At 64.1% G+C, this 12,460-nt stretch carries 13 protein-coding genes; 9 read left to right on the forward strand and 4 right to left on the reverse strand.

The genetic code is table 11. The annotated features are described in order from the left end of the window. Nucleotides 1–153: 153 nt before the first annotated feature. Nucleotides 154–606 carry a nuclear transport factor 2 family protein gene (locus CVM73_RS29725; RefSeq protein ID WP_100235411.1) on the reverse strand — a complete coding sequence of 151 codons (453 nt, stop codon included), beginning with the start codon at nt 604–606 and terminating at the stop codon, nt 154–156. 154 nt (nt 607–760) lie between these two features. On the opposite strand from CVM73_RS29725, the gene CVM73_RS29730 reads away from it, so the two are divergent. Both CVM73_RS29730 and CVM73_RS29735 read left to right on the forward strand, forming a co-directional pair. Continuing rightward, nucleotides 761–1,447 (forward strand): HAD family hydrolase, encoded by a 687-nt coding sequence (locus CVM73_RS29730; protein ID WP_100235347.1) that lies wholly within the window; start codon nt 761–763, stop codon nt 1,445–1,447. Nucleotides 1,448–1,554: 107 nt separating this feature from the next. Then, on the forward strand, nt 1,555–2,400 hold the full coding sequence (locus tag CVM73_RS29735) for a DeoR/GlpR family DNA-binding transcription regulator (RefSeq protein ID WP_035699976.1): 846 nt from the start codon (nt 1,555–1,557) through the stop codon (nt 2,398–2,400). Between the two features lie 3 nt (nt 2,401–2,403). Here the strand turns inward: CVM73_RS29735 and CVM73_RS29740 are convergent, their stop codons facing one another. Continuing rightward, a complete protein-coding gene (locus tag CVM73_RS29740; protein ID WP_100235348.1) occupies nt 2,404–2,820 on the reverse strand; it encodes a type II toxin-antitoxin system VapC family toxin in 417 nt (138 codons plus the stop codon). Continuing rightward, nucleotides 2,820–3,068: a type II toxin-antitoxin system Phd/YefM family antitoxin gene (locus CVM73_RS29745; RefSeq protein WP_100235412.1), complete on the reverse strand. Its 249-nt coding sequence runs from the start codon at nt 3,066–3,068 to the stop codon at nt 2,820–2,822. Before CVM73_RS29745 ends, CVM73_RS29740 begins: the two co-directional genes overlap by 1 nt. Nucleotides 3,069–3,338: 270 nt before the next feature. On the opposite strand from CVM73_RS29745, the gene glpD reads away from it, so the two are divergent. From glpD to CVM73_RS29780, 7 genes are all read left to right on the forward strand, one after another. Beyond that, the gene (glpD, locus tag CVM73_RS29750; protein ID WP_100235349.1) at nt 3,339–4,889 is read left to right on the forward strand and encodes a glycerol-3-phosphate dehydrogenase; all 1,551 of its coding nucleotides are present in this window, start codon (nt 3,339–3,341) and stop codon (nt 4,887–4,889) included. After that, on the forward strand, nt 4,886–5,962 hold the full coding sequence (locus CVM73_RS29755) for an ABC transporter ATP-binding protein (RefSeq protein ID WP_100235350.1): 1,077 nt from the start codon (nt 4,886–4,888) through the stop codon (nt 5,960–5,962). Before glpD ends, CVM73_RS29755 begins: the two co-directional genes overlap by 4 nt. Before the next feature lie 11 nt (nt 5,963–5,973). Then, nucleotides 5,974–7,059: an ABC transporter ATP-binding protein gene (locus CVM73_RS29760; protein ID WP_100235351.1), complete on the forward strand. Its 1,086-nt coding sequence runs from the start codon at nt 5,974–5,976 to the stop codon at nt 7,057–7,059. Beyond that, nucleotides 7,059–8,033 (forward strand): carbohydrate ABC transporter permease, encoded by a 975-nt coding sequence (locus CVM73_RS29765; RefSeq protein ID WP_100235352.1) that lies wholly within the window; start codon nt 7,059–7,061, stop codon nt 8,031–8,033. The genes CVM73_RS29760 and CVM73_RS29765 overlap by 1 nt, the downstream gene beginning before the upstream one ends. Beyond that, entirely contained in the window at nt 8,033–8,839 is an 807-nt protein-coding gene (locus tag CVM73_RS29770) for a carbohydrate ABC transporter permease (protein WP_100235353.1), read from the forward strand. The genes CVM73_RS29765 and CVM73_RS29770 overlap by 1 nt, the downstream gene beginning before the upstream one ends. Before the next feature lie 10 nt (nt 8,840–8,849). Then, nucleotides 8,850–9,179, forward strand: a complete 330-nt coding sequence (locus CVM73_RS29775) for a DUF2160 domain-containing protein (RefSeq protein ID WP_100235354.1) — start codon at nt 8,850–8,852, stop codon at nt 9,177–9,179. A gap of 131 nt (nt 9,180–9,310) precedes the next feature. After that, a complete protein-coding gene (locus CVM73_RS29780) occupies nt 9,311–11,053 on the forward strand; it encodes an ABC transporter substrate-binding protein (protein WP_167407140.1) in 1,743 nt (580 codons plus the stop codon). Nucleotides 11,054–11,258: 205 nt separating this feature from the next. Here CVM73_RS29780 and CVM73_RS29785 read toward each other — a convergent pair whose 3' ends face one another. Next, a complete protein-coding gene (locus CVM73_RS29785; protein ID WP_100235356.1) occupies nt 11,259–12,359 on the reverse strand; it encodes an alkene reductase in 1,101 nt (366 codons plus the stop codon). Between the last annotated feature and the right edge of the window lie 101 nt (nt 12,360–12,460).

Consider the following 12,460-nt stretch of genomic DNA (forward strand, 5'->3'; position numbering starts at 1 on the left):
GCCTCGGAGGATGGACCGGCTACGCCTCGGAGCGGCCACCAGGTCCCATCACTATGCGCAGAGGGTGGCACCGCTTCAAGCAAATGTCAGCCGGTTGGAGGCTCCGAGATATGTGCACGCCTTAGCCCACAGGGGGAGAGGGTAAGAACGTCATCACAGCTTCGTCGCGGCCCGCGACAAGAGCTTCCAATCGTCGCCCTGCTTCTGCCAGTTCATCAGGATGTGAAGGTTGGTCGATACTTTCTTCCCATCGGCCGCCATCTCCTGCTCGCCCAGCCAGTGGAAGCGTACGATCGCGGCAGGGCCGACGACCTTGATGGTGGGATCCTTGTATTCGATCGACAGGAATTTCGATTTGCCGTCGGTGGCGTTGGCGATGAAGGTCGCCTTGTCTTCGACCTTGCCGCTGGAATGGCTGTAGCTCAGATCGTCCCAGCACAGTGCGCCGAGCGCCTTCGGGTCGGCCGCGATCTGGGCGAGGCGGAAGGCCTCGACCTTCTTCGCCACGGCCTCTTCGTCGGCCGAGGCTGCGAGCACTGGTGTCGTGAGCGCAAGCGCCGAGACGGCAAGAGTCGAGAGAGCCAGATCGCGTCGGTTGATCGTCATCGTTTCCTCCTTTTTGATCTTGCGCCGAGTGTTGCAGCCGCGCGCGGCTTTGTCGAGTGTCACGTGGCGGTCATGTGGATGCGTCATTGCGCGATCGAGGTCGTATTGATACGTCTTCCGTATCGATGCGTCGCGCATTTGGGAAAGTACGGAAATGATCGAGGCCAGCTACGATGCGATGGGCAGGGCGTTGTTGTTCGACATCGACGGCACGCTCGCCGACACCGATCCGTTGCACCTGAAGGCCTTCAACAAGGTGCTCGGTCCTCACGGCCATGTCTTCGATCACGCACGCTTCTCCCGGGAGCTGCAAGGCTTCGCCAATGTCGCGATCGGCGAGCGCTTTCTGCCCCACGAGGCGCCGGAGAGGCGCGCCCTGATCCTCGACGAGAAGGAAGAGGTCTTCCGCACGCTGGTGGCCGGGCAGATCGCGCCTCTGCCCGGACTGATGGCGCTGCTCGACCGGGCCGATAGCGCCGGCATCCCCATGGTCGCCGTGACCAACGCGCCGCGTCTCAACGCCGAGCTGCTGCTCTCCGGCCTCGGCATCACGCATCGCTTCAAGGCGCTCGTGATCGGCGCCGAGCTGCCGCATGGCAAGCCGCATCCGCTCCCCTATCAGGAAGGGCTGCGTTTCGTCAGCGCGAGGCCGGAAACCTCGATCGCATTCGAGGACTCCCGCACCGGCGTGCAATCGGCCACGGCGGCAGGCATTCCGACCATCGGCATCCGGACCAGCCTCAGCCATGCTGACCTGGTTGCATCAGGCGCGGTCACGTCCGCCAGCGCCTTCGACGATCCGGCGCTGCTCGCGCGTCTCGCGAGCGTCATGACCTGGTAAGAAATGGCGTGGTGAGGCCTCTTCATCCATTAACCGTGATCGGCGCGCGCATTGACCGAAGGCGCGAACCGCCGCACCATGCATCATTCTGATTTGAGGCCGTTGCCGTGACCGGACTGACCCATCGCCAAGCCGAAATCCTCAACATCGCGCGGGCCTCCGGCCGTGTCATGGTCGAGGAGCTCGCGCGCCGGTTCGAGGTGTCCGCGCAGACCATCCGCAAGGATCTCAACGATCTCTGTGAGCGGAGATCGCTGACCCGCATCCATGGCGGCGCCATCATCGCCTCCGGCGTCGAAAACCTCGCCTATGAGGCGCGCCGCTTCGTCGCCGCCGACGAGAAGAAGGCCATTGGCGCCGCCGCCGCCTCGCTGATCCCGAACGGATGCTCGCTGTTCATCAACATCGGCACCACGACCGAGGAGGTCGCGAGTGCGCTGACCTCGCACGAGGACCTCCTCGTCATCACCAACAATCTCAACGTCGCGATGCTGCTGTACCGCCATCCCCGCATCGAGGTGGTGGTCGCCGGCGGCACGGTGCGGCGTGCCGACGGGGCGGTGGTCGGCTCGACCGCGACGCAGCTGATCGGCCAGTTCAAGGTCGACTACGCCATCATCGGCGCGTCCGCGATCGACGAGGAGGGCGCGCTGCTCGACTTCGACTATCGCGAGGTGCAGGTGGCGCAGGCCATCATCGCCAACGCCCGCAGCGTCATGCTGGTTGCCGATTCCACCAAGCTGCGCCGCAGCGCGCCGGTGCGCATCGCCCATATCACCCAGATCCAGACTTTCGTCACCGACCAGGAGCTCCCCGAGCGCCTCGCCACGATCTGCCACAGCAAGGGCATCGAAGTGGTGGAGGCGCTGCCGAAGGGGGCGGATATCGATGATGCACCGGCCGATGCCCAGGATGCGGCACCGGAAGCCGCGCCGGTGGTGCGGCTGAGATAGAACTTACGTACTGCTCCACGGGTTGAGCAGCGCCACGCCGGTAGGTTCGAAATCCCCGACATTGCGCGTCACAACGGTCAAGCCGTGAACAAGCGCGGTCGCTGCAATGAGGGCATCGCGTTCAGCCCGCGGATTGGGAACATGAAGTTGCGCACAACGCTGTGCGACCGCCGTATCGATAGCCAGGATCCGCCCCTCGAAACGGGCCAGAATGTGATCGTCGATCCAGGCACGCAGGACGGCACCTTGCACTGCGTCTTTGCGCCCGATCAGGCGCGCGCCAAGTTCAATTTCAAGAATCGAGATGGCGGACATGAAGAAATTTGCCGCGGGCACCGCATTGGCCCAGGCGACGACGTTGCGATCAGCCTTGTCCGGCCGCCTCAGTTCGGAAATGACATTGGTATCCAGCAGAAACATCAGTCGAGATCGGCGGGCCTTGAGATGCCGCCCATGCGAGGCGCGTCGAAATCGAAGTCCGCGTTCGCCTGTGCCAGAGCGTCGGCGAGGCTCATGTGCCCGCCGCTCAGGCGCAAATAGTCCTCGATGGTCAGCAGGACATGGGCCGGGCGGCCGCGGTCCGTAATGAAGACGGGCCCCTGCGAGGCGGCTTTCTTGGCGCCGCTCGTATCCTGGTTGAATTCTCGGCTGGTCAGGGTGGTTACCATCGTCAGCGCGTCCTCGTCGCAGCAATGCTTTACGATCAACAACTATATGTAGATATGTTGCTACATTCAAGGTGGTCGGCGCTTTGCCACTCAATCGGGCCGTTTGCCTCCAAACTTTCCCGTTCTTGTTGCTACTTTCTTCGCCTCATTGGCGCTGAAAAAGTTCCTCTTTCACTTCCTCTCGCCTCTCTTTCATCTTGCTTTCGTTTTTTGGTGTGATCTAATCAAAAACGAAAGTAACCGCCCGACGAACGGGCGGTCGCCCGGGGGATGCGTCTGTTGGAGCGTATTTTCGATCTCGCCATCATCGGAGGCGGTGTTAACGGCTGCGGCATCGCGCGCGACGCGGTGGGGCGCGGCAACACGGTTTTCCTGTGCGAAATGAACGATTTGGCGAGTGGGACGTCGTCCTGGTCGACCAAGCTGGTGCATGGCGGCCTGCGCTATCTCGAATATTACGAGTTTCGCCTGGTCCGCGAGGCGCTGATCGAGCGCGAGATTCTCTGGGGCATCGCGCCCCACATCATCCGTCCCCTGCGTTTCGTTTTGCCGCATCACGCCGGCCTGCGCCCGGCCTGGCTGCTGCGCCTCGGCCTCTTCCTCTATGACCACATCGGCGGCCGCCATTTGTTGCCGGCGACCCGCTCGGTCGATCTCAAGCGCGATGAGGTCGGCAAGCCGCTGATCCCGAATCGCTACAGCCGCGCCTTTGAATATTCGGATTGCTTCGTCGACGACGCCCGCCTCGTCGTGCTCAACGCGCGCGATGCCGCCGACAAGGGCGCCGAGATCCGCACCCGCACCCGCGCCACCGAGATTCGCCAGTCCGACGGCCTCTGGACCGTCAGCATGGTCAACACGCTGACCGGCGAGCGCTCGCAGGTCCAGGCGCGCGCACTGGTCAATGCCGGTGGTCCCTGGGTCGAGGACGTGCTCGGCCGCGGCGCCGGCGTCAATGCCAAGGCAAAAGTCCGCCTGGTGCAGGGCTCGCACATCGTCGTGAAAAAACTCTACGATCACGACCGCGCCTACATGTTCCAGAACGCGGACGGCCGCATCATCTTCGTGATCCCGTACCAGGACGATTTCACGCTGATCGGCACCACCGACCGCGACTATGACGGGGATCCCGCCAAGGTGAAGGCGACGGCCGAGGAGATCGAATATCTCTGCAAGGCGGCGAGTGAATATCTGGCCAAGCCCGTGATGCCGGAGGACGTGGTCTGGACCTATTCCGGCGTGCGTCCGCTTTATGACGATGGCGCCAGCGAAGCCAAGGCCGCGACGCGGGACTACGTGTTCGAGCTCGACACGCCCGGTGGCGTTCCGCTGCTGTCGATCTATGGCGGCAAGATCACGACCTATCGGAGGCTTGCCGAGGAGGCCCTGGAACGCCTGGCGCCCTATCTTCGCAGTGCGAAAGCGCGCGAGGGCTGGACCGGCAAATGGCCGCTGCCCGGCGGCGACATGGATGTGTCCGATATCGACGGGCTGATCGCTGAGCTCCAGCGCGGCTATCCCTTCCTCAGCCATGAGCATGCGCGGCGGCTCGCGCGCGCCTACGGCACACGGGCGATCAAGCTGCTCGGCGATGCGAAATCGGCGGCCGATCTCGGCCAGGCCTTCGGTGCGACCCTGACCGAGCGCGAGGTCCGCTATCTCATGGCCAATGAATGGGCCGTCACCGCCGAGGACATCGTCTGGCGCCGTTCCAAGCTCGGCCTGCGACTATCTGCCGACGAGATCGCGGCGCTTGACGACTGGATCAGGACCCACGCCGTGCCGCAAAGTCCCCTGCTGGAAGCAGGAGGACGCTCATGACCGTGACACTCGATCACGTGACCCGGACCGTCGAGGGCGTCGAGCACATCCGCGACGTCTCGCTGACGCTGGAGAGCGGTACGCTCAACGTGCTGCTCGGGCCGACGCTGTCAGGCAAGACCTCGATCATGCGATTGCTCGCCGGCCTCGACAAGCCGACATCAGGCAGGGTTCTGGTCAACGGCAAGGACGTCACCGGCGCCGACGTGCGCCAGCGTTCGGTCGCCATGGTCTATCAGCAGTTCATCAACTACCCCTCGCTGACGGTCTATGAGAACATCGCCTCGCCCCTGCGCGTGCAGGGCAAGCCGCGCGACGAGATCGAGGTGCGCGTCGCTGAAGCCGCAAAGCTGCTGCGGCTCGAGCCGTTCCTGAAGCGCACGCCGCTGCAGCTCTCCGGCGGCCAGCAGCAGCGCACCGCGATCGCGCGCGCGCTGGTGAAGGGCGCCGATCTCGTGCTGCTCGACGAGCCGCTCGCCAATCTCGACTACAAGCTGCGCGAGGAGCTGCGCGCCGAGCTGCCGCGCATCTTCGAGGCCTCGGGCGCGATCTTTGTCTACGCCACCACCGAGCCGACCGAGGCGCTGCTGCTCGGCGGCAACACGGTGTGCATGTGGGAGGGGCAGGCGCTGCAGATGGGCGAGACCGCCAATGTCTACCGTCGGCCGCAGACCTTGCGCGTCGCGCAGGTCTTTTCCGATCCGCCGCTCAACCTCGTGGGCCTCGAGAAGGGGGATGGCATGGTGCAATATGCCGGCGGCAGCGCCGCACCGGCGTCCGGACTTTATGCGGGGCTTCCCGACGGATTCTATCGCGTCGGCTTCCGTGCCCACCAGCTTGGGCTTGCCAACGGCCAGACAGACCGCCACGCCTTCCACGCCACTGTCACGGTGACCGAGATCACCGGTTCGGAGAGTTTCGTGCATCTGACCCGCGACGGATCGAACTGGGTGGCGGTGCTGCACGGCGTGCACGAGTTCGAACCCGGCCAGACCATCGATGCCGTGCTCGATCCCAACGACGTTTTCGTCTTTGACGCAGCCGACCGCTTGGTCGCTGCTCCCAAATCTTGAGGGGATGCGCCATGGCCCGCATTGACCTCGTCGATCTCGCGCATTCCTACGGCGGCAACAATGCGCCGCAGGAAAGCTTTGCACTGAAGCCCGTCACCATGACCTGGCGGCAGGGCGGCGCCTATGCGCTGCTCGGCCCAAGCGGCTGCGGCAAGACCACGCTGCTCAACGTCATCTCCGGCATCATCACGCCGTCGCGCGGACAGATCCTGTTCGACGGCAAGGACATCACACCGCTGTCGACCCAGAAGCGCAACATCGCCCAGGTGTTCCAGTTTCCGGTGATCTACGACACCATGACGGTCGGGCAGAACCTGGCGTTTCCGTTGAAGAACCGCGGCGTGCCCAAGGCCGAGATCGACAAGCGCGTTGCCGAGATCGGCCGCGTGCTCGACCTCGAGCCCTATTTGAACCGCAAGGCGACGCGGCTCACGGCCGATGCCAAGCAGAAGATCTCGCTCGGCCGCGGCCTCGTCCGCTCCGACGTCGCCGCCGTGCTGTTCGACGAGCCGCTGACGGTGATCGATCCCGAGCTGAAATGGCAGCTCCGCTCCAAGCTGAAGGCGCTGCATCGCGAACTCGACCTCACGATGATCTACGTCACCCACGACCAGACCGAGGCGCTGACCTTCGCCGACACCGTGGTCGTCATGCATGACGGCCGCGTGGTGCAGAGCGGCACGCCCGCCGAGCTGTTCGACAAGCCCGCGCACACCTTCGTCGGCTACTTCATCGGCTCGCCCGGCATGAACATCCTGCCGGCGGAGGTGCAGGGACGCGAGGCCAAGGTCGGCGGCCACGTCATCGCGCTCAACCGCGCGTACGACAATCTGCCTGCGGGCGCCAAGATCGAGATCGGCGTGCGTCCCGAATTCGTCGAGGTCGTCGGGCCCGCGCCGGGCCTGCTCACCGCCAGGATCGAACGCATCGACGATCTCGGCCGCATCCGCTTCGCGCGCGTGCGCGTCGGCGACGCCAAGCTCGCGGCGCGGGCGCCGGCGGGCTTCACCAGCGCGGACGGCACCGCCGGGCTGAAATTCGATCCGTCGCATGTGCACGTCTATGCCGACAGCCTTCTGGTGGAGGGAGCCGCCTGATGGACAAGACCGTCAACCAAAAAGCCTGGTTCCTGGTGCTGCCGGTGTTCCTGGTCGTCGCCTTCTCGGCGGTGCTGCCGCTGATGACGGTGGTGAACTATTCGATGCAGGACACCTTCGGCAACAACCAGTTCTTCTGGAACGGCGTCGGCTGGTTCAAGGAGCTGCTCGATCCCTCGACCGATCTCGGTGGCCGCTTCCTCGCCTCGCTCGGCCGCAACCTGTTCTTCTCGCTGGTGATCCTCGCGATCGAGGTGCCGCTCGGCATCGTCGTCGCGTTGTCGATGCCGCGCGAGGGCTGGACCGTCGCGGCCTGCCTCGTGATCCTCGCGCTGCCGCTGCTGATTCCCTGGAACGTGGTCGGCACGATCTGGCAGATCTTCGGCCGACCGGACATCGGTCTGCTCGGCTATGTGCTCAACGCTGCCGGCTTCGACTATAATTATGTCTCCAACGACATCGATGCCTGGGTCACCGTCATCGTGATGGACGTCTGGCACTGGACCAGCCTCGTCGCGCTGCTCTGCTACGCCGGCCTGAAGTCGATTCCCGAAGCCTATTACCAGGCTGCCCAGATCGACGGCGCCTCGCGGTGGGCCGTGTTCAAGGCGATCCAGCTGCCGAAGATGAACCGCGTGCTGCTGATCGCCGTGCTGCTGCGCTTCATGGACAGCTTCATGATCTACACCGAGCCGTTCGTCGTCACTGGCGGCGGGCCCGGCAATTCAACGACCTTCGTGTCGATCGAGCTCGTCAAGATCGCGCTCGGCCAGTTCGACCTCGGCAAGGCCGCGGCACTGTCGCTCGTCTACAATCTCATCATCCTGATCGTCTGCTGGATCTTCTACACCGTCATGACCAATGCCGGCGTCGAACGCAAAGTCCAGGCTTCGAGCGAGCCGGCGGTGGAACCCAAGCCTTCGGTCGGGCTCAAGCCCGTGCCCGCACTCAAGCCAAAGGAAGGAGTGGCCTGATGCATTCGATCCCCGGCCGCCGCCTCATCATGGGGCTGTTCCTGGTCTTCCTGCTGCTGCCGATCTACTGGCTCGTCAACATGAGCTTCAAGACCAACAGCGAGATCGTCTCGACGATGACGCTGTGGCCGCATACGCCGACGCTGCAGCACTACAAGCGCATCTTCACCGACGAGAGCTGGTATTCCGGCTACATCAACTCGCTCGAATACGTCGTCCTCAACACCATCATCTCGATCGCGGTGGCCCTGCCGGCGGCCTATGCGTTCTCGCGCTACCGCTTCCTCGGCGACAAGCACCTGTTCTTCTGGCTGTTGTCGAACCGCATGGCGCCGGCCGCGGTCTACGCGCTGCCGTTCTTCAACCTCTATTCGGCGATCGGCCTGTTCGACACACCCTGGGCCGTCGCGCTCGCGCACTGCATCTTCAACGTGCCGCTGGCGGTCTGGATCCTCGAAGGCTTCGTCTCCGGTGTGCCGCGCGAGATCGACGAGACCGCCTTCCTCGACGGCTATTCCTTCCCGCGCTTCTTCATCAAGATCCTGGTGCCGCTGATCGCGAGCGGCATCGGCGTCGCCGCCTTCTTCTGCTTCATGTTCTCCTGGGTCGAGCTCTTGCTCGCGCGCACGCTGACCTCGGTGTCGGCCAAGCCGATCGCCGCGATCATGACGCGCACGGTGTCGGCCGCCGGCATGGATTGGGGGCTGCTGGCGGCAGCCGGCGTGCTCACCATCATTCCGGGCGCGCTCGTGATCTGGTTCGTCCGCAACTATATCGCGCGCGGGTTCGCGCTCGGCCGCGTGTAAGGGGGCAACCATGGAGTCTATCGCATGGATGGCCTGGACGCTGCCGACCGCGATCTTCTTCGCCGCGCTGGCCTGCACGCTCGCCGTGATGACCTGGCTCGCCGCGGTCTATCCCGAGGCCGAGCGCGTCGGCGTGCTGCGCATCCCGACGACGCGCGGCGATCGCCTGTTCGTCTCGTTGATCGTGGCCGCCGTCATCCACCTCGTGTGGATCGGCCTCGTCGGCACCGATCCGATCGCCACGCTGCCGGTCGGCGAGGATGGTCTTGAGATTTCGAGCCTGTGGCTCGCAAGTGGAATTTCGCTGGCCACGGCCGTGCTCATTTTTCGCACGGTCTGAAGCTCGCGAAGGGACGGCCAGATCCGGGGGGCAACCCGGGCCTGTATAAAAGTTTGTCGCTGCAACGGAGGAACAACATGCGACAGTTTAGGAGAAGGAAAGGTCCATTGACCAAGAATAGCTTTCTGACCATGTCCAGCGCCGCTGCGATCGTAGCAGTGTCGTTCGCCGTCTCGGCGCCGGTTCGCGCCGCCGACGACGCCGTGATCCAGAAGTGGATCGCGGAATTCCAGCCCTCGACGCTGTCGAAGGAAGACCAGAAGAAGGAGCTGGAGTGGTTCGCCAAGGCCGCCGAGCCCTTCAAGGGCATGGAGATCAACGTCGTCTCCGAGACCATCACCACCCACGAATATGAATCGCAGACGCTGGCCAAGGCGTTCTCCGAGCTGACCGGCATCAAGCTCAAGCATGACCTCATCCAGGAAGGTGACGTCGTCGAGAAGCTCCAGACCCAGATGCAGTCGGGCAAGAACGTCTATGACGGCTGGATCAACGACTCCGACCTGATCGGCACGCATTTCCGCTACGGCCAGACGGTCGTGCTGTCGGACTATATGGCGGGCGAGGGTAAGGACGTCACCGATCCCATGCTCGACGTCAACGACTTCACCGGCAAGTCGTTCACCACGGGGCCGGACGGCAAGCTCTATCAGCTGCCGGACCAGCAGTTCGCCAACCTCTATTGGTTCCGCTACGACTGGTTCACCAATCCCGACTACAAGGCCAAGTTCAAGGCCAAGTATGGCTACGAGCTCGGCGTGCCCGTGAACTGGTCCGCCTATGAGGACATCGCCGAGTTCTTCACCAACGACATCAAGGAGATCAACGGCGTCAAGGTCTACGGCCATATGGATTATGGCAAGAAGGACCCCTCGCTCGGATGGCGCTTCACCGACGCCTGGCTGTCGATGGCCGGCAACGGTGACAAGGGCATTCCGAACGGCCTGCCGGTCGACGAATGGGGCATCCGCATGGAAGGCTGCCGCCCGGTGGGCTCGAGCGTGGAGCGTGGTGGCGACACCAACGGTCCGGCCGCGGTCTACTCGATCACCAAATACCTCGACTGGTTGAAGAAGTATGCGCCGCCGCAGGCGCAGGGCATGACCTTCTCCGAGGCAGGCCCCGTGCCGGCGCAGGGCAACATCGCCCAGCAGATGTTCTGGTACACCGCCTTCACCGCCGACATGGTGAAGCCGGGCATCGCCGTGATGAACGCGGACGGTACGCCGAAATGGCGTATGGCCCCGTCGCCGCACGGTTCGTACTGGAAGGAAGGCATGAAGCTCGGCTACCAGGACGCCGGCTCCGTGACGCTTCTGAAGTCGACCCCGGCGGATCGCCGCAAGGCAGCCTGGCTCTATCTCCAGTTCATCATCTCCAAGTCGGTGAGCTTGAAGAAGAGCCATGTCGGTCTCACCTTCATCCGTGAATCCGACATCTGGGACAAGTCGTTCACCGAGCGTGCGCCGAAGCTCGGCGGCCTGATCGAGTTCTACCGCTCGCCCGCGCGCGTGCAGTGGACCCCGACCGGCAACAACGTGCCCGACTATCCGAAGCTCGCGCAGCTGTGGTGGCAGAACATCGGCGATGCGTCGTCCGGTGCGAAGACGCCGCAAGCCGCGATGGATGCCCTTGCGGCTGCCCAGGACTCCGTGATGGAGCGTCTGGAGAAGTCCGGCGTGCAGGGCGCCTGCGGTCCGAAGCTCCACAAGAAGGAGAAGCCGGAGTACTGGTTCGCAAAGGCTGAGAAGGACGGCACCATCGCGCCCCAGCGCAAGCTCGCCAACGAGAAGCCGAAGGGCGAGACGGTCGACTACGACACGCTGATCAAGTCGTGGCCGGCCACTCCCCCGAAGCGCGCGGAAGCGAAGTAAGCGGCGGGTAGAGAAAGCACGAAAGGCCGGGAGCGATCCCGGCCTTTTTGTTGTTGGTGAGGCGCGCCGTTTCCACAAACTCGCTGTCATCGCCCGCGAAGGCGGGCAATCCAGTACTCCGAGACGGTTGTGATCGAACCGAGAAGCCGCGGCGTACTGGATTCCCCGCCTTCGCGGGGAATGACAGTCGTCGTGTGATTGGTCCTCACTCCGCCGGCTCGGCCGCCAGCGTCGGATAGTCCGTATACCCCTTGGCGCCGCCGCCGTAGAAGGTGTTCTTGTCCCAGTCGTTCAGCGCTGCGCCCTGCTTCAGCCGCTCGACCAGGTCGGGGTTGGAGATGAACGGCTTGCCGAAGGCGATGAGATCGGCCGCGTTGGTGTCCAGCACCTTGGTCGCGAGGTCGAAATCGTAGCCGTTGTTGGCGACGTAGGCGCCGGAGAAGCGTTTGCGCAAGGACGCATAGTCGAACGGCGCGATGTCGCGCGGGCCGCCGGTGGCGCCCTCGACGACGTGGAGATAGACCAGCTTGAGCGCGCTGAGGCCGTCGACGATGTGGTCGAACAAGGCTTGCGGATTGGAGTCGGAGAGGTCGTTGGCCGGCGTCACCGGCGAGATGCGGATGCCGGTGCGATCGCTGCCGGCCTCACTGGCGACGGCCTTGGCGACTTCCAGCATCAGCCGCGCGCGGTTCTCGATCGAGCCGCCATAGGCATCCGTGCGCTTGTTGGCGCCATCCCGTGCGAACTGGTCGAGCAGGTAGCCGTTGGCGCCGTGGATCTCGACGCCGTCGAAGCCGGCTTCCAGCGCGTTCTTCGTCGCACGCTTGAAGTCGTCGATAATGCCTGGAATTTCGGCAAGCTCGAGCGCGCGCGGCTCGGAGACGTCGGCGAAGCCGCCGTTGACGAAAGTCTTGCCCTTGGCGCGGATCGCGCTCGGCGCCACCGGAGCTGCGCGGTTCGCCTGGAGATCGACATGCGAGATGCGGCCGACATGCCAGAGCTGGATGAAGATCTTGCCGCCACGCGCGTGGACCTTGTCGGTGACCTTGCGCCAGCCGGCGATCTGGTCCTTCGAGTAGATGCCGGGCGTGTCCTGGTAGCCCTGCCCCTGCTGTGAAATCTGGCTCGCTTCGGTGACCAGCAGGCCTGCGGAGGCGCGCTGGGCGTAGTAGTCGGCGGCGAGGGCGCCGGGCACGAATGTGCCGGGAACGGCGCGGTTGCGCGTCAGCGGCGCCATGACAAGGCGGTTAGCCAGCGTGATCGGGCCGAGCTTGTAGGTCTCAAACAATTTGGTCGAACGGCTCATGGGAATGCTTCCAGGCGGTGAGAGGTCTGGGACACTTGTGCATCGCGACATCAGACGCAAGGGACGAGCCATACGGAAAGTGCAGGCGAGCTGCGCGGCAA

This window comes from Bradyrhizobium forestalis (assembly GCF_002795245.1).
Classification (GTDB): Bacteria; Pseudomonadota; Alphaproteobacteria; order Rhizobiales; family Xanthobacteraceae; genus Bradyrhizobium; species Bradyrhizobium forestalis.

What these genes read in the sequence shown, in the direction of transcription:
- CVM73_RS29775 (WP_100235354.1), top strand. Translation starts at nt 8,850, where the DNA reads ATGGAGTCTATCGCATGGATGGCCTGGACGCTGCCGACCGCGATCTTC.
- CVM73_RS29755 (WP_100235350.1), top strand. Translation starts at nt 4,886, where the DNA reads ATGACCGTGACACTCGATCACGTGACCCGGACCGTCGAGGGCGTCGAG.
- CVM73_RS29725 (WP_100235411.1), bottom strand. Translation starts at nt 606, where the DNA reads ATGACGATCAACCGACGCGATCTGGCTCTCTCGACTCTTGCCGTCTCG.
- CVM73_RS29730 (WP_100235347.1), top strand. Translation starts at nt 761, where the DNA reads ATGATCGAGGCCAGCTACGATGCGATGGGCAGGGCGTTGTTGTTCGAC.
- CVM73_RS29760 (WP_100235351.1), top strand. Translation starts at nt 5,974, where the DNA reads ATGGCCCGCATTGACCTCGTCGATCTCGCGCATTCCTACGGCGGCAAC.
- CVM73_RS29765 (WP_100235352.1), top strand. Translation starts at nt 7,059, where the DNA reads ATGGACAAGACCGTCAACCAAAAAGCCTGGTTCCTGGTGCTGCCGGTG.
- glpD (WP_100235349.1), top strand. Translation starts at nt 3,339, where the DNA reads ATGCGTCTGTTGGAGCGTATTTTCGATCTCGCCATCATCGGAGGCGGT.
- CVM73_RS29780 (WP_167407140.1), top strand. Translation starts at nt 9,311, where the DNA reads ATGTCCAGCGCCGCTGCGATCGTAGCAGTGTCGTTCGCCGTCTCGGCG.
- CVM73_RS29770 (WP_100235353.1), top strand. Translation starts at nt 8,033, where the DNA reads ATGCATTCGATCCCCGGCCGCCGCCTCATCATGGGGCTGTTCCTGGTC.
- CVM73_RS29740 (WP_100235348.1), bottom strand. Translation starts at nt 2,820, where the DNA reads ATGTTTCTGCTGGATACCAATGTCATTTCCGAACTGAGGCGGCCGGAC.
- CVM73_RS29785 (WP_100235356.1), bottom strand. Translation starts at nt 12,359, where the DNA reads ATGAGCCGTTCGACCAAATTGTTTGAGACCTACAAGCTCGGCCCGATC.
- CVM73_RS29745 (WP_100235412.1), bottom strand. Translation starts at nt 3,068, where the DNA reads ATGGTAACCACCCTGACCAGCCGAGAATTCAACCAGGATACGAGCGGC.